The 21,328-nt window shown below is 65.3% G+C and carries 19 protein-coding genes and 1 riboswitch; of the genes, 8 read left to right on the forward strand and 11 right to left on the reverse strand.

Translation table 11 applies throughout. From position 1 onward, the window contains the following. The first annotated feature begins 16 nt into the window (after positions 1-16). The 6 genes from ACSU04_RS09255 (at position 17) to ACSU04_RS09280 (ending at position 5,340) form a co-directional block, all read left to right on the forward strand. Complete coding sequence (locus ACSU04_RS09255; RefSeq protein WP_439280190.1) at positions 17-742, forward strand: phosphotransferase; 726 nt, start codon at positions 17-19, stop codon at positions 740-742. 64 nt (positions 743-806) lie between these two features. Continuing rightward, positions 807-2,303, forward strand: coding sequence for a cardiolipin synthase (cls, locus tag ACSU04_RS09260; protein WP_439289196.1), 1,497 nt, complete (start codon positions 807-809; stop codon positions 2,301-2,303). 135 nt (positions 2,304-2,438) lie between these two features. Further along, positions 2,439-3,512, forward strand: a complete 1,074-nt coding sequence (locus tag ACSU04_RS09265) for a hypothetical protein (RefSeq protein WP_439289197.1) — start codon at positions 2,439-2,441, stop codon at positions 3,510-3,512. Positions 3,513-3,525: 13 nt separating this feature from the next. Then, entirely contained in the window at positions 3,526-3,918 is a 393-nt protein-coding gene (locus tag ACSU04_RS09270; RefSeq protein WP_439289198.1) for an MmcQ/YjbR family DNA-binding protein, read from the forward strand. 49 nt (positions 3,919-3,967) lie between these two features. Then, positions 3,968-4,489 carry an ArsR/SmtB family transcription factor gene (locus ACSU04_RS09275; protein ID WP_439280186.1) on the forward strand — a complete coding sequence of 174 codons (522 nt, stop codon included), beginning with the start codon at positions 3,968-3,970 and terminating at the stop codon, positions 4,487-4,489. Further along, positions 4,486-5,340, forward strand: coding sequence for a M23 family metallopeptidase (locus ACSU04_RS09280; RefSeq protein ID WP_439289199.1), 855 nt, complete (start codon positions 4,486-4,488; stop codon positions 5,338-5,340). Before ACSU04_RS09275 ends, ACSU04_RS09280 begins: the two co-directional genes overlap by 4 nt. A 77-nt stretch (positions 5,341-5,417) precedes the next feature. On the opposite strand, the gene ACSU04_RS09285 is transcribed toward ACSU04_RS09280, so the two are convergent. From ACSU04_RS09285 to ACSU04_RS09295, 3 genes are all read right to left on the reverse strand, one after another. Beyond that, the gene (locus ACSU04_RS09285) at positions 5,418-6,209 is read right to left on the reverse strand and encodes an energy-coupling factor transporter transmembrane component T family protein (protein WP_439289200.1); all 792 of its coding nucleotides are present in this window, start codon (positions 6,207-6,209) and stop codon (positions 5,418-5,420) included. Then, positions 6,206-7,663 (reverse strand): ABC transporter ATP-binding protein, encoded by a 1,458-nt coding sequence (locus tag ACSU04_RS09290; protein ID WP_439289201.1) that lies wholly within the window; start codon positions 7,661-7,663, stop codon positions 6,206-6,208. Before ACSU04_RS09290 ends, ACSU04_RS09285 begins: the two co-directional genes overlap by 4 nt. Position 7,664: 1 nt before the next feature. Then, positions 7,665-8,303: an ECF transporter S component gene (locus tag ACSU04_RS09295; RefSeq protein ID WP_439280182.1), complete on the reverse strand. Its 639-nt coding sequence runs from the start codon at positions 8,301-8,303 to the stop codon at positions 7,665-7,667. Continuing rightward, a riboswitch (TPP riboswitch) is annotated at positions 8,294-8,405 on the reverse strand. (Overlaps the previous gene by 10 nt.) A gap of 72 nt (positions 8,406-8,477) precedes the next feature. On the opposite strand from ACSU04_RS09295, the gene ACSU04_RS09300 reads away from it, so the two are divergent. Continuing rightward, positions 8,478-10,142: a D-alanyl-D-alanine carboxypeptidase gene (locus tag ACSU04_RS09300; protein ID WP_439289202.1), complete on the forward strand. Its 1,665-nt coding sequence runs from the start codon at positions 8,478-8,480 to the stop codon at positions 10,140-10,142. A gap of 68 nt (positions 10,143-10,210) precedes the next feature. Here ACSU04_RS09300 and ACSU04_RS09305 read toward each other — a convergent pair whose 3' ends face one another. The 3 genes from ACSU04_RS09305 to ACSU04_RS09315 form a co-directional block, all read right to left on the reverse strand. After that, the gene (locus ACSU04_RS09305) at positions 10,211-12,304 is read right to left on the reverse strand and encodes an ABC transporter ATP-binding protein (protein ID WP_439289203.1); all 2,094 of its coding nucleotides are present in this window, start codon (positions 12,302-12,304) and stop codon (positions 10,211-10,213) included. Then, a complete protein-coding gene (locus ACSU04_RS09310) occupies positions 12,301-14,028 on the reverse strand; it encodes an ABC transporter ATP-binding protein (RefSeq protein ID WP_439280179.1) in 1,728 nt (575 codons plus the stop codon). The genes ACSU04_RS09305 and ACSU04_RS09310 overlap by 4 nt, the downstream gene beginning before the upstream one ends. Positions 14,029-14,187: 159 nt before the next feature. Continuing rightward, a complete protein-coding gene (locus ACSU04_RS09315) occupies positions 14,188-15,249 on the reverse strand; it encodes an enoyl-CoA hydratase/isomerase family protein (protein ID WP_439289204.1) in 1,062 nt (353 codons plus the stop codon). Positions 15,250-15,357: 108 nt separating this feature from the next. Here ACSU04_RS09315 and ACSU04_RS09320 point away from each other — a divergent pair, with 108 nt between their 5' ends. Next, positions 15,358-16,620 carry an ATP-binding cassette domain-containing protein gene (locus ACSU04_RS09320; RefSeq protein ID WP_439289205.1) on the forward strand — a complete coding sequence of 421 codons (1,263 nt, stop codon included), beginning with the start codon at positions 15,358-15,360 and terminating at the stop codon, positions 16,618-16,620. A gap of 2 nt (positions 16,621-16,622) precedes the next feature. Here the strand turns inward: ACSU04_RS09320 and ACSU04_RS09325 are convergent, their stop codons facing one another. The 5 genes from ACSU04_RS09325 to hemC all read right to left on the reverse strand — a co-directional run bounded on the left by ACSU04_RS09325 (position 16,623) and on the right by hemC (position 21,326). Then, positions 16,623-17,072: a hypothetical protein gene (locus ACSU04_RS09325; protein ID WP_439280176.1), complete on the reverse strand. Its 450-nt coding sequence runs from the start codon at positions 17,070-17,072 to the stop codon at positions 16,623-16,625. A gap of 87 nt (positions 17,073-17,159) precedes the next feature. Continuing rightward, positions 17,160-18,482 (reverse strand): glutamate-1-semialdehyde 2,1-aminomutase, encoded by a 1,323-nt coding sequence (locus ACSU04_RS09330; protein ID WP_439289206.1) that lies wholly within the window; start codon positions 18,480-18,482, stop codon positions 17,160-17,162. A gap of 62 nt (positions 18,483-18,544) precedes the next feature. Next, positions 18,545-19,522, reverse strand: coding sequence for a porphobilinogen synthase (gene hemB, locus ACSU04_RS09335; protein WP_439289207.1), 978 nt, complete (start codon positions 19,520-19,522; stop codon positions 18,545-18,547). Next, positions 19,519-20,319, reverse strand: coding sequence for a uroporphyrinogen-III synthase (locus tag ACSU04_RS09340; protein WP_439280173.1), 801 nt, complete (start codon positions 20,317-20,319; stop codon positions 19,519-19,521). The genes hemB and ACSU04_RS09340 overlap by 4 nt, the downstream gene beginning before the upstream one ends. After that, entirely contained in the window at positions 20,319-21,326 is a 1,008-nt protein-coding gene (gene hemC, locus ACSU04_RS09345; RefSeq protein ID WP_439289208.1) for a hydroxymethylbilane synthase, read from the reverse strand. The genes ACSU04_RS09340 and hemC overlap by 1 nt, the downstream gene beginning before the upstream one ends. Between the last annotated feature and the right edge of the window lie 2 nt (positions 21,327-21,328).

The following is a 21,328-nucleotide window of genomic DNA, read 5'->3' on the forward strand; positions in this document are numbered from 1 at the left end:
ACGCGATGATGGGGCGGTGAGCATTCCGTCGGGACATATCGAGATCCCTGCGCGCGTGCGGGCTCTTGCACACGCCGCCAGTCTCGAACCGGTGTGGCAGAACAACAATGGCGGGCTGACGTTCCGCACGGACGACCGTCGCTTCATCAAGTGGGGCCCGCTCGACCCCGAGGCGAACATGCGCGACGAGGCCGAGCGCATGCGGTGGGCGTCAGAGTGGATCACCGTGCCCGAAGTGGTCGAGCAGGGCGAGGATGCCACGCACGAGTGGCTCGTGACCGTCGCGCTCGACGGACTCAGCGCCGTCGACGGACGCTGGATCACAGAACCAGCCGTCGCTGTGCGCGCCGTCGGCGAGGGCTTGCGGGCGCTGCACGACGCACTCCCGGTCGACGAGTGTCGCTGGGAGTGGAGCGTTGCATCCCGGATCGCGAACGCTCAGGCCCGTGGCATCCGCATTCCCGAAGGACTCCGTGACGCGCCGCCGATCGATCGGCTTGTGGTGTGCCACGGCGACGCCTGCATGCCGAACACCCTCCTCAACGCCGACGGCAGCCCCTTCGCCCACGTCGATCTCGCTGTCCTCGGCACCGCCGACCGCTGGGCGGACATCGCCGTGGCCTCGATGAGCACCGAGTGGAATTGCGGCCCAGGCTGGGAGGACGCACTCATCGACGCGTACGGCCTCGACCCTGACCGTGAACGTCTCGACTATTACCGGGCGCTGTGGAATGCAACGTGATGACTGGAGCAAGGATGCATAAGACGACCGACCAGCGGATGACTGTTCCGGAAGTCCTCGCATCGTGAGCACTTCGGACATCGTGGGGATCATCCTGCTGAGCGTTCACGTCATCATGGGGTTCGTGGCGGCGGTGGCGATCTCGCTGCACCGAAAGCCCGCCACAGCGATCGCCTGGATCCTGACGATCATCTTCATCCCCCTTCTCGGGGCAATCGCCTTCTTCCTCATCGGCTTCGGTCGACTTCCCAGGCGGCGGCGCGAGAAGCAAAAGGAGGTCAATGCGCTGATGCTCGCCCGTTCGGGCGTCACCGCACACCGGGCGTCGCCATCGACCCCTGACTGGCTGGACACGGCCGTGATACTCAACGAGACACTCGGTGCGCTCCCGATCGTCGCGGGCAACAGAACGACGTTGATTGAGGACTACCAGGGATCGTTCGATGCGATGATCGGCGACATTGACGCCGCCCGCGAATATGTGCACGTCGAGTTCTACATTCTGGTGAGAGACACCACCACGCAGCCGTTCTTCGACGCGCTCGCGCGCGCGGTCGCCCGGGGAGTCATCGTGCGGGTGCTCTCCGACCACGTTTCGGGGTTGATGTTCCCGCACCGGAAAGCGACGCAAGAAGCACTCGCGCAGATGGGTGCGCAGTGGAGGCCGATGCTGCCGTTGCGCCCTCATCTCGGGCAATGGCAGCGCCCGGACCTCCGCAATCATCGCAAGCTGGTCGTCATCGACGGGCGCGTCGGATACACCGGCTCGCAGAACCTCATCGACTCGACGTACCTGAAGCCGAAGAACGTTCGCCGCGGGTTGCACTGGATCGAACTCATGGTCCGACTCGAGGGGCCCGTGGTCGGTGAGCTCGATGCAGTGTTCATCACAGACTGGTTCAGCGAAACAGACGAGCTCCTCCCCGTTCACACCTATCCGGTGCAGGCCGCCGCGATCGCGGCATCCGATTCGGGAAACGAAAAACCGCTCAACGATACGCCGCTCGACAACATCGACGCGCAGGTGATTCCGAGCGGCCCCAGCTTCGAGAACGACAACAATCTCAAGCTCTTCGTCATGCTTATCCAGAACGCACGCTCACGGGTGAGCATCACCAGCCCGTACTTCGTTCCGGATGAGTCGACGATGCTGGCCATCCTCACGGCGGCCGCGCGCGGCCTGGATGTCGAGCTCTTCGTGTCGGAAGTCGCAGATCAGGTGCTCGTCCATCACGCGCAACGCTCGTACTACGCAGCCCTTCTGGACGCGGGGGTCGCCGTCTACCTGTACCGGTCGCCGACCGTACTGCACTCCAAGCACTTCTCGATCGACGACGAGGTTGCCGTCATCGGATCGAGCAATATGGACATCCGCTCATTCAGTCTCAACATGGAGGTCTCGGTGTTGGTGCGCGGGCGTAAGTTCGTCGATCAGTTGAAGCTCGTCGAGGACAACTACCGTCGCAACAGCATCCGGCTGGGCCCAGAGGCATGGGCAAGGCGACCATTGCGCGAGAAGGTGATCGACGGGTTGGCCCGGCTGACATCCGCATTGCAGTGACTCGCGACAGCGCTGGAGCAATCACCCTCGTGACCACGATCGCTACAATGGTCGCGATCGCGCTCGGAATCCTCGCGGGCACCGCTCTCACCGACCGCACCTCCAAACTCTGATGCCTGGAATGAGGCCTCCATCATGTCCGCAGCCGATGCAGCCACAACACGCGTAGTGGCAGAGCCAGCGCACTCCCTTCGTGTGGAGTCGCAGGCCATCTACGCCGCCCTCGCCGCTGGCGTTTTAGGAGCACTCCTCGGCATAGTCATCGGCGTCACTCTGCCCCCGCTCAGCTTGTTCGGCGACTGGTCGTTCGGGAGCATCGTCGCCATTGCCGCGGGAGCGGTCGCGGCGATCGCCGGCGGCATCGGATACTGGCGCGTGCGAGGAATGCCTGGGCAGGAATGGCGACACTCGCTGTCTGCCGCGACCTTCACCGTCAACACGATCGCAGTGGTGCTTGTACACCTCGTGCTTGCCGTATTGGCGGCGCTTGCGGCCTTCCTCATCCTCAGCCTCGGGTTCATCGGGTTGAAGGTCGAGCTGTTCTGGACGGTCGTTTTGATGGCGGTGAGCCTCGGGCTCAGCGCATACCTCACCTATCTGTCGGTGTCGCGCATGACGACGCGGCGGATGTCTTCACTGCTGATGGCTTTTGTCAGCATCGGCACTTTCGCGGCGATGCTCATGACCCCGGATCCCCTCTGGTGGGAAACGCACTTCAGCCACCTCGGCACCTTCTGGAGCGTGTCGAGTCTGGTGTTCAACGGCACCCTGGCCATCGGCGGCCTCCTCGTCACCGCCTTCGCCGTTTATCTCACAAATGATATGAACGCCCTCCTTGAACGGCGGATCCTCACGCGCGAAGACGGTCCCAAGATCATCGCGAGGATGTTCATCATCTTGGGCATCATGCTCGCTGGGGTCGGCCTCGTCCCAGTAAACGTGAGCCTGCTGATCCACAACCTCTGCGCGGGCGGTATGGCCGTCATGTATATCGGGATGCTCGCAAGCGGACACCGGATACTCCGCGGGATGCCACGCGCATACTTCATCGCATCTTGGGTCTTCCTTGCCGCAGTGCTGGTTTCCACGCTGCTCTTCGTCGTCGGATTCTTCGGGCTGACCGCGTTCGAGATCGTCGTCTTCGCGCTCATCTTCGGATGGATCTCGGTCTTCATCCGATTCCTCGGCGTCGCAGGTCAACGCGACTGACGGAGGTCAGCTGATGTCTCATCCCCTCATGTTCACGGAAGACGATCCGCTGCTGGCGCGGGTGCGCACCATTGCGCTCGCGTTGCCTGAGGCCGACGAGAAGGTCAGCCATGGTCGCCCGGCCTTCTTCACGCAGAAGGTGTTCTGCTACTTCGGCGGCTCCCAACGCATAAACGATGAGTGGATCGCCCACGACGCAGCAATCATGGTGCGACCCGATCCCGGCGACGATCCCGCGCTGCGACAAGACACACGATTCTGGGTGCCCGCATATCTCGGCCCGTCCGGATGGCTCGGAATCGACCTCGACGAATCGACGGATTGGCAGGAGATCGCCGAACTCGTCGATGCTTCGTATCGGGTGACCGCTCCGAAACGACTGGTGCGCGAGCTCGACGGGCTGTAGCGACCACCAACTCATTGTTTGCTAATACGTATTAACGTACTATTGATGCATGAATGATGAACTGGCAGCACTGCGCGACGCCGTGCGTGTCCTGACGGAACGGGTCGATGCCCTCGACGTGCAGGAGCAGACAGAAGGATCACCTGTCGATGCGGACGCGTTCTGGGCGCTGGCTGGATTGCAGTCACGCCTCGCGGACACCCCCTCTACCGTCGATGGCGCTGTGATGCTGGTGGGATCGCTGACTCTGCCTACGGGGGCTCCGGTGTCGTGGCAGCAGAGCGTCGGAACCGCGGGGATGCTGGAGACGGACTGGACAGAGCAGGCATCGGTGTTCGCAGCATTGGGGCATCCGGTTCGGGTGGAACTGCTGCGACACATCCTTTCCGGGGTGCACGCAACTGCCGATCTCGCGGCGATCGAGACACTCGGAACGACCGGTCAGCTACACCACCACCTGCGACAACTACTCAGCGCCGGATGGGTACGTCAGAGCGGGCGTGGCAACTACGCGGTTCCAGCGGCACGGATCGTCCCCCTGCTGGCGTGCATGCTCGGAGCCGAGCGATGAGGCGGGCGCTCATTGCCGTCTATCGCCTCCGCATCCCTGGTTACTACGCAGCGACCGCAACTTTGATCGCCGTCGCCCTGTCCACGTTCCTCACCCTGGGCGAGACTGCGCGGCAGGCGCGTGGCATCCTGTCGCCGATCGCACTTTGCGTGCTGGCAATTTGTATCGTGCTCGCATTCACCGCGCCTGTTTTTCTTCCCAAGCGGGAAACAGTGAAAGTCTCCTCTCCGGTGCGCGGACGGTGGCTTGCGATGAACAGCCCTGCTTCGAAGGTCCCGAGCCACGGAGTCCGTGCATACGGCCAGACGTACGCGATCGATCTCGTCAACGAGCCGGTCGATAAGGTCCGTCCGCCCTTCGGCGGCGGCTCAGCGATGCGTGCACCGTCGGAGTATCCCGCGTTCGGAGCGCCGGTGTTCGCCATGTGCGATGGAGTGGTGGTGCGCGCATCCGACTGGCGACGCGATCACCGAGCGCGGTCCAATTTGCTCGCCGTGATCTACCTGTTGTTCGAAGGTGCAATCCGTGAGTCGGGAGGCCCGGGGTTCATCGTCGGCAACCACGTCACGATCCGCGGCGCGGATGGCGTGCACGCGACCGTCGCACACTTGCAGCGCGGGTCAGTCACGGTTCGAGTCGGCGAGACGGTCCGAGCGGGCGAACAGATCGGTCTCTGCGGGAACTCAGGCAACAGCACTGAGCCACACGTGCATGCTCAACTCATGGACCGCGCCTCCCTCTGGACGGCCATCGGAGTCCCGATGACCTTCGCCGGAATCACCATCGGGGATGCCCCAGAGCTAGCTGACACGCTGCCCCAAAACAACGAGCACCTGACGACCCGCCCCTGATTGCGAGTGGGTAGTTGTGGCTCTATTTCGCGTGGAAAATGAGCCACAAGTGCCCACTCGCAAGGGGGAGGAAGGGGTTAAGAACTCGGGCCTAGGATGAAGTTCCAGGAGCCGGTTATGACCGCGGCTGTCACCGCTATCGCGGAGATCAGGGCGCCGATCAGCAGCAGCATCCATTCCCTCGCACCGAAGGTGGACTCGCGCGCCCAGGTGCGCTGCCCCGGCGCGCCGAAGCCGCGCGCCTCCATCGCCGTCGCCAGCTTCGCACCCCGACGGATCGAAAGCACCAGCAGCGCGAACACCATCCCGAGGAAGCGCTTGATACGACCACGGTCGGCGACGCCGCGCGCCCGGCGGGCCAACTCCAGCGCACGCCAGTCGTCGAGGAACAGCCCCACCATGCGCAGGCCAGCGAGCGCGCCGAGCACGAACCGGGCAGGCAGCCGCAGGATCTGCGCCAGTCCGTCGGCGAGGTCCGTCGGATCGACCGTGAGGAAGAGAACCACCGAAGGCAGAGCGATCGCGAGAACACGGAACATCGTCGCCAAAGCCAGCGCCAGCGACCCCTCGCTGACGCGCACGACGAACCACTCCAGGTAGATCTCCCCGCTCGTCTCGCCATACAGCGCGATCGTGACACCGGTCAGGGGAGCTGCCAGCCAGACCGGCCAGGTGCGCACCCAAAACTCCCGCCAACCAATACCGGCGAAGAGGAACAGCACGCACTCGAGCACCAGGGCGACCGCAGCGGAGACGACGTCGAGGGTGAGAATCAGCGGGATCGCGATCAGCGCGCTGACGCCCAGCTTCGCCACCGGATTGATCTGCGCGACGACGCCGGTACGCGCACGATTCTCGAGCAACGTCATCGGATGCCACTCAGCTCGAAGCGCTCCGCGCGCAGCGCGCGCACCACGTCGAGGTCATGCGTGATCGTGACGATCGCCGCACCCTCATCGCGCAGCACGGCCAGCATCGCCATGAGTTCGGCCCACGTGCGCGCATCCTGGCCGAACGTGGGTTCGTCGAGCACGAGCATCCGTGGTCTGGTCGCGAGCGCAGCCGCAACGGTCAGACGACGCTTCTCTCCGCCGGACAGCGTGTACGGATTCGCCAGCGCGAGATGCGCCAGCCGCAGCCTCGTGAGCAGTTCGTCAGTGCGCGCAGCGATCTCATCCGCACTCAACCCGAGCGCGCGCGGACCAACCGCGAGCTCGTCTCGTACGGTCTTCGCCAGCAGCTGATGCTCCGGCTCCTGGAATACCATCCCGATGCGCGTCAGCAACTGCCTCGACGTCCAGCGGATGGGCGCGGAACCCGCACCATCGGCGAACGCACCGGATGCTTCCACGTGACCCCCCGCCGGAGGAAGGAGACCGGCAAGAGCGAGTCCCAAGGTGGATTTTCCCGCGCCGTTCGGCCCGGTGATCGCCAGCGCCTGACCGGCACGCACCACCAGGTCGACATCGGATGCCACAGTCACACCCTTCACCCGAGCAACGGAGAGGTCGTGCGCGGCGAGCAGGATCGCTCCCGGCTCAGCACGTGGCGGTTGCGGCAAGGCCGGCGGATGACCCGGCACCCACACGCCTGCGGCGGCGAGTTCCGCACCGGCGGTCCCGAGCACCTGGTCCGGCGCCCCATCCGCGATCACTCCCCCCTCACCGACGACGATCACCCGCGTGATCAGCGGCAGCCACACATCCAGGCGATGCTCGACGACGATCAGCGTGGCGGGATGCGCTGTCAGCATGCGCTGCACGGCGTCGCGCACTTCAATGACACCGTCCGGATCGAGATTCGCTGTCGGCTCGTCGAGCAGCACCAGGCCCGGCTGCATCGCAAGGATGCCCGCGAGCGCGAGGCGCTGCTTCTGCCCTCCGGACAGCGCCTTGGTGGGCCGGTCGAGCGGCACGTCAAGGCCGACGGCGTCGAGGGCTGCACTCACCCGCGGCCAGATCTCCTCCCGCGGTATGCCGATGTTCTCGCAGCCGAACGCGACGTCGTCTCCTACCCGCGCGAGGATGACCTGCGAGTCTGGATCCTGGAGCACGAGCCCGGAGCGGCCGCGAGTTGCGGCGGCCGGAGCCGAATCAACCAACAACTCGCCGGCGCTCTCGCCCTCTTCGTCACCGCCGAGCACCCCGGCCAGCCCGTGCAGCAGCGTCGACTTTCCGGCGCCGGATGCCCCGAGGAGGAGCACCCGCTCGCCAGGTTCGATGCGGAACGTGACGTCGTGCAGCGCCCACGCGAGCCTGCTCGCGTGACGCCATCCCCACCCGCGTGCCTCGACCGCTGCGGGCCGGACGTTACCGGCTGGCATGTCAGACCCGGTTCCGCACCTCGCGGCCGGAGCCGAACCGATCAAGGGCTCCGGTGGCCGCGAGACCGCGCGCGAGCACCCAGCCGAGCGCGCCGGCAAGGACGGCCCCTGAGATGACCGTGCTGATGAGGTAGACGATGGTGAAGGTCGCCCCCGAGCCTGCGTACCAAAGGATCAGGTTGTTGACACCGCCGGCAAGTGCGGCGCCCGCGCCGGCCAGGAGAGCCACCGGCAGTGACCAGAAGCGGTAGGCGAAGAGCAGGAAGATGATCTCGGCGCCAAGGCCCTGCACGAGTCCTGCCTCGATCGTGAGGAAACCGCCCCATTGGGCTCCCGCAAGCGCGGAGACCACTGCAGCGATCACCTCGGTGTAGATCGCGGCTCCCGCCTTGCGAATGACGAGGCCGCCGAGAACGCCGGCGATGAGCCACGGACCGTCAAGAAGCCCCTGCACACCGGGCAGGAGCGGCTCGAGCAGCGCCTTCGGCCCGAGATAACCCACATTCCATGCCAGGAACAGGAACCCGCAGGCGACTCCGAGAACGCTGGCGACGACGATGTCGACGATGCGCCAACGCCAGATCTCTGGACGCATGAGCCCGGTGCGGGCGGCAGTGGGCGTGCGTGTAGACGTGTTCATTTGAACTCCTCCCTGCGCTGGCATGACCCAGATCAGGTTCGACGGTCGAAGCGTGGTTCGCTTCCTCTCAGCCCGACTCATCGGACTCCCGTGGTTGTGCTGACGATCTTACCCAACTGTCAGGATGCCGGTGCCCCTGCGCACACGAGGAGCGGGATTCGATAGCGTAGGCGGGTGACCCCTGACGATGCGACGCCCGATACTGGCACGCTCAGCCGGCGTGCCCTTCGCGCGCGTACGGGAGCCGTCGATGCCGCGAGCTCCCCAGCCCTGCCGCCCAGCGACTCCCCGGAGACGGTGCCAGATGCCCTGGAGGCACTGTTAGACACGGCAGAGACCGCCTCAGACACGCCAGAACCGACACCGGATGCCGCGGAGACACCGGATGCGCCCTCCTCTGCCGCCACAGTCTTCGACTTCGACGCCGACGCTGATCTGAACGTGCTCGAGCGCGCGGTGGACGAGACGGCCCCGGACGCAGAGTGGGCGGGTGCCACGCACCCAGTCACCGCCCTCACCTGGCTCGACGTCGACGATGTCAGCGAAGGCACCCGCCCGGCAGATCTCGATGCGGTAACGATGCGCGAGACGGGGCCCGACCTGCTCGCGAATGCTTCTCTGCGCTCCGGCGTCCTGCGTACCTGGATGGCACCGCTAGGCACCGTCGCTGTTCTCGCCATCGCCTACTCCGCGACGATGCTGCTGTGGCCACTGAACGAAGTGCCTCCGACGGTGCAGGCCGTTGAATTCCAGACCGTGGCCTCCGAAGCTGCCACGTTCAGCTGGCCCGCCGGCGGCAGCGCCGGTGTGAGTGTCGCCGGGGTCTCCTCTGCGGCATCCACTCTTGATTCGGCCTCGATAGCGAGCCTCACGAAGGTCGTGACCAGCCTGATGGTGCTGGATGAGATGCCGCTACAGCTCGGCGAATCGGGCCCGGAGTTCGCGTTCACCTACGGCGACACGCTCGACTATTGGAACTACCGCCGCGCGAATCAGTCGGCGCTGGATGTTCCGGTCGACGGTGTGCTGACGGAGTATCAGATGCTGCAGGGCACGTTACTCGGCTCCGCCAACAACTATGTCGATCGACTGGCCCGCGAGCTCTGGGGCTCCGACCGACAGTTTGCCGAAGCCGCAGAGCGATGGCTCGCCGACCGCGGCCTTTCCGGGATCACAGTGGTGACCCCCTCCGGCTTTGATGAGGACAATATCGCCACGCCGGAGGCACTGCTGCGGCTCGCAGAGCGTGCGATGCAGAACCCCGTGTTCGCCGAAATCGTCGGCACCGCAAGTGTCGAGATCCCCGGCGCCGGCCTGGTCGAAAACACCAACGGTATGCTCGCAGACCCGGGTGTCGTCGGCATCAAGACTGGAACCCTCGTGGGCTGGAGCCTGCTCACCGCGAAGGACATCACGATCGGCGATACGACGGTGCACCTGTATGCGTCGGTGTTGAACCAGGACGACAACGACCAACGGCTCGAAGTGACGCGGTCACTGTTCGCCGGCGTGGAGGCTGCATTGGCGGCAACTGCTCCGGCTGTGGCAGAAGGCACCGTTGTCGGCACTGTCAGTACCCCGTGGGGCACGAGCGTGGACGTGGTCACCGACGGTGACGCGAACGTCGTGCTGTGGAACGGTGTATCTGCGAGCGCGGAAGTGGACTTCGACCTGAGCGACCAGCGCGCCGACGGTGACGCGATCGGTACGCTCACGGTCACTGGCCCCGTAAATGCCACGGACTCCAGCGTCTCGCTCGCCGATGAGCTCGAAGGACCGAGCCCGTTGTGGCGCCTGATGCATCCGCTGGAGATTCTCGGGCTCACTGAAGCCGGCTGACAAATGAAACGACTGTGGCCGGCTGCACTTGCAGCCGGCCACAGTCGTTCATCTCAGACCTCAGAGATTCAGACCTGCGCCTCGGCCTCAGCCTCGACCCCGGCCTCACCGGTGACGATGACCGGGATGGAACCGGTGAGGGTTTCCTCCGCGTCGATGTCGGTCGCGGCCTGCTCGAACTGCGACTGGTACAGCCGCCAGTACGCACCCTGTGCCGTGATGAGCTGCTCGTGCGAGCCCTTCTCGACGATGTCGCCGTGTTCCATCACGAGGATGAGATCGGCGTCGCGGATCGTCGACAGGCGGTGCGCGATCACGAAGGAGGTACGCCCCTGTCGCAGCGCCGCCATGGCGTGCTGCACCAGCAGCTCGGTGCGGGTGTCGACGGCGCTCGTCGCCTCATCAAGAATGAGGATCGACGGCTGTGCCACGAACGCACGTGCGATCGTGATGAGCTGGCGCTCACCGGCAGAGACGTTGGCTGCGTCTTCTTCCAGCACCGTCTCGTACCCATCCGGCAACGCATGCACGAAGCGGTCGACGTAGGTTGCCCTGGCCGCAGCGAGCACTTCCTCATCGCTCGCAGAGGCGCGACCGTATCGGATGTTCTCCAGGATGGATCCGGCGAACAGCCACGGATCCTGCAGCACCATGCCGGTGCGCGAACGCAGATCGTCGCGCGTGACCGCGGCGATGTCCTGTCCGTCAAGCAGGATGCGGCCCGAGTCGAGCTCGTAGAAGCGCATGATGAGGTTTACCAGCGTGGTCTTACCCGCGCCGGTCGGCCCTACGATCGCGACGGTCTGTCCCGGCTCGACCCGGAACGACAGATCCGTGATCAGCGGACGCTCTGGCGTGTAGGAGAAGGACACGTTCTCGAACTCGATCACGCCGCCTCCATCTGCGCCGTCGCCCTTGCGCAGGGCGGGTGCGTCTTCCGCATCCGGCTCCTGCTCTTCGGCATCGAGGAAATCGAACACCCGCTCGGCCGACGCCGTGCCGGACTGCACGACGGCCGCCATACCACCCAGCTCCGACAGCGGCTGTGTGAACTGCTGCGAGTACTGGATGAACGCCTGCACGTCACCGAGTCGGAGCTGACCGCTCGCGACCATCAGTCCGCCGAGAACGGCGATGCCGACGTAGGTCAGGCTGCCGACGAATGTCATGGCCGGCATGATGACGCCCGACAGGAACTGCGCCTTGAAGCTCGCCTGGAACAGTTCTTCATTCTCAGCCTGGAACTGGTCGAGGGCGTCCTTCTCGCGACCGAAGACCTTGACCAGTGCGTGGCCGGAGAATGCTTCCTCGACCCTGGCGTTGAGTCGACCGACCTTGCGCCACTGCATACCGAACGCCTTCTGAGAGCGCGGCCCGATGACTCCGAAGATGACGCCCATCAGGGGAAGTGCGACGAGCGCCACGAGCGCCAACTGCCACGAGATCGTGAACATCATCACGAGCACGCCGATGACGGTGAGCACCGATGTCACGGCGCCCGAGAGGGACTGCTGCATCGCGGTCGTGATGTTGTCGATGTCGTTCGTGACACGGGAGATCAGCTCACCGCGCTGCACCTTGTCGAAGTACGACAGGGGCAGACGGTTGATCTTCGCCTCGACGGATTCACGCAGGCGCCACATGGTGCGCACCATGATCACGTTGATGACGTAGCCCTGGATCCAGGTCAGCAGCGCCGCGCCGACGTAGATCGCCAGCACCGCGATGATGATCCCCCGCAGCCGTTCGAAGTCGATGCCTGCGCCGACCTGGAAGTCGGTGAAGGCAGCGACCATGTTCGCGAAGTCATTTTGACCCTGCGACCGCAGTATCTCGATGACCTGCTCCTGCGACGTTCCGGCGGGAACACCGTTGTCGCCGAGCGTCTTCGAGATGAAGCCCTCGTAGATGATGTTGGTCGCCTCGCCGAGAACCTTCGGCGCAGCCACCGTGAGCAGGACGCCGATCGCGCCGAGGACCGAGACGAAGACGAAAGCGAGGGCGGAGGGCTTGAGCAGCCCGATCATCCGGGCGAAGCTCTTGCCGAAGTTGTCGGCCTTCCCCGGGGCAGGGGCATCCCAGCCACCCGCCTCCAGGCGCGCCGCATCGGCGAGCTCTGCCTCGTACTGTTCTTCTGCGGTGAGTTGTTCCGGCGTACTCATGCGTCCACCCCCAGCTGCGATTCGACGATCTCTCGGTAGGTCTCATTCGAAGCGAGAAGCTCCTCGTGGGTTCCGGCACCGATCATCGTGCCGCCTTCCAGAACGACGATCCGATCAGCATCAGTGATCGTCGACACACGCTGTGCGACGACGATCTTCGTCACCTCGGGCAACTCGCGCCACAGCGCCTGTCTCAACCTGGCATCTGTTGTCAGGTCAAGCGCTGAGAACGAGTCATCGAAGATGAGGATCTGCGGCCGATGCACGATCGCCCTGGCGATCGCGAGTCGCTGCCGCTGCCCACCTGAGACGTTCGTACCGCCCTGGGCGATACGCGATTCGAGGCCGTCCGGCATCTCCTCGACGAAGTCGCGTCCCTGCGCGATCTCGAGTGCGTGCCAGAGTTCTTCGTCAGTGGCCTCTTCTCGGCCGTACCGAAGGTTCGATGCCACCGTTCCGGTGAACAGGAATGGTCGCTGCGGCACCAGCCCGATGCTCTTCCAGAGTGCCTCGACATCGGCCTCGCGCACGTCTGCTCCGTTGACCTTGACTGTGCCGCCCGTGACGTCGAACAGCCGGGGAAGGAGCGAGATGAGTGTGGTCTTTCCGGCGCCGGTGGAGCCGACGATCGCGACCGTCTCGCCCTGATTGGCACTGAATGTGACGCCCGACAGCACAGGTGCGTCTGCACCCGGGTAGGTGAACTCGACGTCCTCGAGCGCGACTGTGCCGGGCGCAGTGAACTCGATCACTCCGTTCTCCGGTCGTTCCATGCTCGAATCGGCGTCGAGCACTTCGCCGACGCGCTCGGCCGAGACGGCAGCGCGCGGGATCATCATCGCCATGAAACTCGACATGATGACGCCCATCATGATCTGGCCGATGTACTGCATGAAGGCGAAGAGCGTGCCGACCTCGACATTGCCCGCGTTGATCTCGATACCGCCGAACCAGATCACGCCGACCACGGTGACGTTGAGGATCAGCATGAACACGGGGAAGAGCAGAACGAAGAGCGAACCGATCTTGCGACCGAGGATCATGAGAGCGGTATTCGTGTCACGGAAGCGCTCTTCTTCGATGGTTTCGCGCACGAATGCGCGGACGACCCGCACGCCGGTGAGCTGCTCGCGCATGACCCGGTTGATCGCATCGAGCTGCTTCTGGTTGCGGCGGAACAGCGGAACCATGCGGCCGATGACGAGCACGGCGGCGATGAGCAGGGCGGGCACTGAGACGGCGATCAGCCAGCTGAGTCCGACATCCTGCTGAACGGCCATGATGATGCCGCCGATCGCGAGCAGAGGCGCGGTGACGAGCATCGTCGCGCCCATCATCGCCAGCATCTGCACCTGCTGCACGTCATTGGTGTTGCGGGTGATCAGCGAACCGGCTCCGAAATGCGAGACCTCTCGCTCGGAGAAGCCGCTGACGCGGGAGAACACGTCGGCGCGGATGTCACGTCCGACGCTCATGGCCGCCTTCGCCGCGAAGTAGGTCGCGATGATCGCGCACACGATCTGACCGAGCGAGACGAGCAGCATGAACGCGCCGGTACGCCAGATGTAGCCGGTGTCTGCCTGCGCAACGCCGTTGTTGATGATGTCGGCGTTCAGACGGGGCAGGTAGAGCGTGGCGAGTGCACTGGCGAACTGGAACACCAGTACGCCGACGAGCAGCCACCGATATTTTGAGAGGTAGCGGACGAGGAGTTTTCCGAGCATGAGACGTCCTTGTGGGAGAGGGGCCGAAGCGGCCACAAGATAGCGTGTCACGGACCTCGGACATTGAGAACGGTTCGGCCGAATTATCCGCTCAGGGCGAAACGATCCGCAGATGACACCCGGTTTTCTCCACCCGGTACAACAAGAACCGACAACGCGTCAGTCGAACAGTGCCACCTCCGGCACGTACGCGCGGGCGGCAGCCGTGGCATCCGGCGCGAGGTCGGCAATCGTCGCCGGCTGCCATTTCGGCGAGCGATCCTTATCGACCAACTGCGCCCTGATCCCCTCCACGAGGTCAGGGTGCTCAGCACCGAACCAGAGCACTCGGCGGTACTCGCCGATCAGCGCCTCGCGCAGATCGCCCTCGCGCGCCTCACGCACAGCATCGAGTGTGACGGCGAGGCCGGTCGGCGACAGCTCGGCGAGCGTCTGGGCCACGGCGGATGCCGCAGGCTCCGGCCGCGCAGACAGCCGCTGCATGATCTCACCGATTGTGTCTGCCGAGAACACCTCGTCGATCCATTCCCGTTGCTCCACGAGCACCGAGGGCTCTGGTGTCTCATCGAAGAGCAGCACGAGCTCGGCCGGGCTCGTCGGATCAGCGCGCTTGCCCAGCGCCTCACGCAGTTCGGGCAGGTGCTGCGACGGCACATAGTGGTCGGCGAATCCGGCATAGATGGCATCCGCGCCTGACATTGTGCCGCCGGTCAGCCCCAGGTACTCGCCGATCCGACCCGGCGCGCGACCGAGCAGGAGCGTCCCACCGACGTCGGGTGTGAATCCGATTCGCGTTTCCGGCATCGCCAGACGACTGCGCTCGGTGACGATGCGGATCGCCGCGTGGCCTGCGAGACCGATGCCGCCTCCCATGGTGATGCCGTCCGCGAAGGCGACGACGGGCTTGGGATACTCGGCGATCATGAGATTAAGCGCATACTCCGAGCGGAAGAAGTCGACGGTTCCCTCCGGGCGGCCCGCAGTGATTTCGTCGTACAGCACCCGCACGTCACCGCCCGCGCATAGCCCGCGATCCCCCGCGCCTTCGATGACAACGATGTCGATGTCGGTGTCATGCCGCCAGGCGACAAGCGCGGCCGTGAGCTGTCGAATCATGTCGATATTGAGCGCGTTGATCGCCTTCGGCCGGTTCAGCGTCAGCCGTCCGAGCGCTCCCTCGGTGCGAACCAGAACAGCGGATGCCTCGTCGAAGTCAGTCACGCAAGCCACGTTACATCGACCGTTCTGCTCAGTCTGCGCACTCCCAACGCGAGATTCTGCGTGTTTTCCGGCAGGATAGGGGGAAAGACCATGCAGGAAAGGCCCCGGATGCCCGACGGACAGTTGATCGAGTTCGACCACGTGACCAAGCGCTTCGGCGCCGTCGCTGCCGTCTCGGACTTCTCTGCACGAGTTCGCCCCGGTGTCGTAACCGGATTCCTCGGCCCGAACGGCGCAGGAAAGACCACCACACTGCGGATGCTTCTCGGACTCGAGCGACCGACATCTGGCAGTGCCACGATCGGTGGTACTCGCTACGCGGACCTCCGCAATCCCGCACGTGTCATCGGCGCCATGCTGGAAGACCCCGGTTTCCGCCCCCGTCGCACGGTCGAGCGTCATCTCAGCGCAGCGGCGAAGGCCAATGGCATCCCGCTCGCCCGCGTCGGCGAACTCATCTCCTTTGTCGGGCTCGGCGCAGACGTCGAGACCCGCATCGCCGCTCTCTCGCTCGGCATGCGTCAGCGTTTGAGCGCAGCCACCGCGCTGATGGGCGACCCGGGTGTGCTCGTGCTCGATGAACCAGCGAACGGGCTCGACCCTGAGGGCATCCGCTGGATGCGCACTCTCATCCGTCGTCTCGCTGATGAAGGCCGCACAGTGTTGGTCTCATCTCACGTGCTCTCGGAGATCGAGCAGACCGTCGACGAGATCCTCGTCATCGCACGCGGCGAGCTGAAGTTTGCCGACACCATGGAGAACCTCGCCGACCCGAGAACGGGACCGGTTGTGGTGGATGCCGCTGACCGCTCTGCACTGTCCACCACGCTGCACGAAGCGGGCTTCGAGGTCGAGGTGCTGCGTTCAGGGCTCACGGTGCGCGGCAGCGACGCTGCGACGATCGGCGCAATCGCCGCTCGCGCCGGAGTCGCCCTCACCACGCTGCAGCAGCGCGGCCCGACACTTGAAGATGTCTTCCTCGATCTGGTGAACGACCGCTACGTGCCGCCCGCTACGCCCGTGGTGGCGGATGCGACGACCGCTCTGCCGATCATCGATGCACCGACCGCTGAACCCGAGCAGGCCGCCGAACCCGAGCAGGCCGCCGAACCCGTCGAAGCTCCGGAGCCGATCGCTGAGCCTGCAGAAGAGACCGAGACTGACCCCGCCGAAGCCGATCGTCCCCTTCCCGGCCTTGCCGGCCTCGCCGCTATGGCGAGCGTGTTCTCCTCGCCGGCGCCGCAATCTGGCACCGAAGGCGCAGCGTCCGCCGCGCCTGAATCAGACGAGACAGTCGAACCCGTCGAAGCCGTCGAAGCGTCCGATGACGTCGCTACAGACGATGACGTGACTGAAGGCGACCAGCGCTGACGTCACGCCGGACGCGGCCTGATCACCGGGCGCTGGCGCCCCTTCACGACCGGAATCGGTGCGGTGCTCGCGATCTTTACGACATCGACCGGCTTGTCTGAAACGTCGAGTCGCAGCGCTTGAGTCAGCGAAAGTCCGTGACGCGTGGTGAAGATGAGTCGGTCGAAGTGCTCATCACCCTCCAGGTCGATGATCACACTCGGTCGACGACCCCGGAGCATGACGAAGTCGGTGGTGGCAGCGGCCTTCCAGGTGCCGGCGGCGATCAGGCCCGGGATCCGCGTCCCTGGCCCCGGAACGCCGCGGAGCCAGGTCCAGGCGTCATCCGTCAACTGCACCTTGGTGATCGTGTCGCGAGAGATCCGCAGGTTCTCACGGTGAAATGTCGCCGCGCGCTCGACCGGTGAGAGCACAACCTCCAGCTGTGTCTGATCCAGGAGCAGCGTCACCATTGTTCCAGTCTGCCAGCGACACCCGATAAACGGTCGGCAACTTGCTCACAGAGCCACAACAATCATGTTGTGGCAGTGCGCCAAGAGTTATGACCGGGCGGATGCCGCCGCAGCGGCTGCCGCAGGCAGCGCACGCTCAATACGCGTCAAGGCCTCGTCATCGTGGGCTGCGGTGAGGAACCAGGCCTCGAACACGCTCGGCGGCAGGGCGACACCCTGCTCGCGCATCGCGTGGAAGAACGGCGGGTAGCGGAACGACTCCTGCGCCAGCGCCTCCGCATAGTTGCGGGGGGCTTCCGCGGCGAAGACGACACCGAAGAGGTTGCCCGCGCGGGGCACCGCGTGCACGACACCTGCGTCAGTGAGCGCAGCATCGAGGGCGTTCGCGACGCGGGCTGCGGCAGCATCCACCCTGGCATAGACCGCTGGTGTCGCAAGGCGCAGCGTTGCAAGTCCTGCCGCGACCGACAGCGGATTACCCGACAGGGTTCCTGCCTGATAGACCGGGCCGACCGGCGCGAGCTGGTCCATGACCTCGGCGCGACCGCCCAGTGCCGCCAGCGGCATGCCCCCGCCGATGACCTTGCCGAAGGTGATGATGTCCGGCAGGTATTCCTCGCCCAGCGATGCCTGCAGCGCCCAGTACCCGGCGTGGTGCACGCGGAATCCGGTGAGCACCTCGTCGAGGATCATCAGCGCGCCGTGCGCGTGCGCGGTATCGGCGATGAAGCGGTTGAAGCCCGGCTCGGGGGCGACGACTCCCATGTTGGCCGCAGCTGCTTCGACGATGACAGCCGCGATGCGGTCGCCATGCTCGGCGAAGACAGTCTCCAGCGCCGCACGGTCGTTGTAACCGATCACCAGTGTCTGCGCGGCGATCGGCGCTGGCACACCGGCAGAGCCGGGCAGAGCGAGCGTCGCGACGCCGGAGCCCGCTTCGGCCAGAAGCCCGTCGGAGTGGCCGTGATAGTGACCGGCGAACTTCACCAGCAGGTCGCGTCCGGTCACGCCGCGCGCGAGACGGATCGCCGTCATCGTCGCCTCGGTGCCGGTGGAGACCAGGCGTACCCGCTCGATGGGTGCGAGGTCGCCGAGTCGCACGCGTTCGGTGATCATCCGTGCCAGCTGCACCTCGCCTTCGGTGGGCGCGCCGAACGACAGTCCGCGGGTCGCGGCATCCTGCACGGCGGCGACGACCTCCGGATGTGCGTGACCTAGCAGCGCCGGACCCCACGAGGCCACGAGATCGATGTACTCGATGCCTGAAGCATCCGTCACCGTTGCACCCTTGGCGGATGCCAGGAACCGAGGCGTCCCGCCGACGGAGCCGTACGCCCGCACCGGTGAGTTCACCCCTCCTGGGGTTACGGCTTGTGCGGCGGTGAACAGGTCGTCGTTGCGGTCAGTCATCAGGAGCTCCTCAGTCAGGAAAACCGGATCAGTCAGGAAGCCGGATCAGTCAGGAAACCGGATCAGTCACGAAGCCACTGCGCGGCCTCGGTCGCCCAGTACGTCAGCACGGCGTCCGCGCCGGCGCGGCGGATGGAAAGCAGTGACTCCAGCACGGCAGCTTCACGATCGATCCAGCCGTTGGCTGCGGCGGCCTCGATCATCGCGTACTCGCCGGAGATCTGGTACGCCCACACCGGAATGTGCACGGCATCGCGTACCTCACGCAGCACGTCGAGGAACCCCATGGCCGGTTTCACCATCACGATGTCCGCACCCTCGGCCTCATCGATGAGCGCCTCACGCAGCCCCTCGCGTCGGTTGCCTGGGTCGAGTTGGTAGGTGCGGCGGTCGCCCTGCAGCTGCGAATCCACGGCCTCACGGAAGGGTCCGTAGAACGCACTCGCGTACTTCGCCGCATAGCCGAGCAAGAGTGTGTCGGTGAAGCCCTCACGGTCGAGTCCCTGGCGGATTGCCGCGACCTGGCCGTCCATCATCCCGGACAGGCCAAGCAGGCGAGAACCGGCGCGCGCCTGCGCGAGCGCCATCGAGACATACCGCTGAAGTGTCGCGTCGTTGTCTACCGAGCCATCGGCGGCCAGTACTCCGCAATGACCGTGGTCGGTGAACTCATCGAGGCACAGGTCGGTTTGCACGACGAGTGCATCACCGACCTCTTCGACGAGAGCGGCGGCGGCCAGGTTCAGGATGCCGTTCGGATCATCGGCACCAGAGCCGATCGCATCGCGCGTGGCGGGAACACCGAACAGCATCACACCGCCGACGCCGGTTTCTGCCGCCTCGACCGCTGCCCGACGGAGCGACTCCATCGAGTGCTGCACAACGCCGGGCATCGAACTGATCGGCACGGCTTCATTAAGCCCCTCGCGCACGAACATCGGAAGCACGAGATGACGTGCCTCGAGCGACGTCTCGCGCACCAGGTTCCGCACGGCCAGCGACTGGCGAAGCCGGCGCGGGCGGATCTCAGGAAAACTCACGGCGCGAACTCATCGGCCGCGTGCGGAAGGGTGAAGTGCGAGACGGCATCGATGAGCGCATCCACGGTCTGCTTGTCTGCCACCACCGTGATGGGCAGCCCTGCCTTGCGTGCGTCATTGGCCGTGCGAGGGCCGATGGCTGCCAGCAGGGTGTCGTCAGGAATGTCGGGGAACTGCTCGCGCACCTGCTGTGCGACCGAGCCGCTGGTGATGAGGATGGCGTTGATGCGTCCGCTGTCGACATCGCGGCGGATGCGATCGGTGACCGGCACCCCGACCGTGCGGTAGGCAACGACGCTCGAGACGTCATGGCCGGCATCGATGAGCGAGCGCGTGAGCACCGGCTTTGCGATCTCACTGCGCAGAGTCAGGATGCGGCGCGGCTCCGGCTCGAGGCCGATCAGCTGCTCGGCCATGCCTTCGGCCGAATTGTCTCGCTCCGGAACCAGCGCAACCTCGTAGCCGACCGCTTGAAGCGCGGCCGCTGTGGTTTCACCGACCGCCGCGATCTTGGTCGATTTCGGCACGGCAGCGCGATGCGCGAACAGCACGTCCACGGTCGTCGCGCTGGTAACCGTCAGCCAATCGAACTCGCCGGCAGCGAGCTTCTCCAGAGCGTCGTCCAGCGCCACCTGATCGTTCGTGGGTCCGAAGTTGATCAGGGGTGCGACAACGGGCACTGCGCCCTGCGCACGAAGGCTCGCGGCGACGCCGTCGCCCCAGGGGCCTCCTCGCGGAACGAGGACGCGCCAGCCGGTCAACGGCTTCTCATGGTTCGTTTCGGGTGTGCTGATCATCAGAGTTGCTCTCGGGAGACGAGTTCAGCCGCCCCTTGTGCGAGCAGCCGACGGGCGACAGAAAGTCCGATCTCGCGTGCTGCGTGATTCGGGTCCGCACCATCGGCAGTATCCGCTCCATTGCCACTGCCGTTCAGACGAATATACCCCCGGCTCAGGGATTCAGTGACGTCGAGGCCGATCTGCCGCTCTCCTTCGGGCGCGTAGACGGCTGTACGCACGTGAATGGAGTCGCCGGTCACGACCGCGTGGGCGGCCATCGGCGCCTGGCATCCGGCATCCAAACCTTCGAGGATGCCGCGCTCCGCGGTGATGGCGAGCCGCGTGTCAGCATCGTCGAGTTGTGCAAGTGCCGCGAGCAGCTCAGCGGAAGCATCCATTGTCGTCTCGACCGCAAGAGAGCCCTGTCCCGGAGCTGTGGGCCACTCGGCCAGGCTCAGGTACTCCCGCGCGAGGGACGTTTCCGAACCGAGGCGGGAGAGCCCGGCAGCGGCGAGAATCACGGCATCCAACTCACCAGACTCCACCCGCGCCAGGCGCGAGTCGACATTGCCTCGGATGTCGACGACCTCGGCGCGTGGCGCGTGGCGATGCACCTGCGCGATACGGCGCGGTGAGCCCGTGCCGACCTTCGCGCCGGCTGCCAGCTGGTGCAGCGGCGTGCCATCGCGGGTGATCACGACATCACGGGCGTCTTCGCGAACGGGGGTTGCCGCGATGAGCAACCTGGCCGGCACATCCGTCGGCAGATCTTTGAGCGAGTGCACGAGGATGTCGCACTCACCGGCCAGCAGCGCTTCTCGTAGGCGGGTGGCGAAGATGCCGAGCCCGCCGATCTCGGAGAGCGATGCTCTGTTGGTGTCACCCTCGGAAACGATCGGGACGAGTTCGACCTTGCGTCCGGAGATCTTCTCGAGTGCGGTGGCGACGTGACCGGACTGGGCCAGAGCGAGGGCGCTTCGGCGTGTGCCCAGACGGATCGGGCGCTGAAGGATCGGAGTAGTCATGA

Source organism: Microbacterium sp. A84 (assembly GCF_051842815.1).
Lineage (GTDB): Bacteria > Actinomycetota > Actinomycetes > Actinomycetales > Microbacteriaceae > Microbacterium.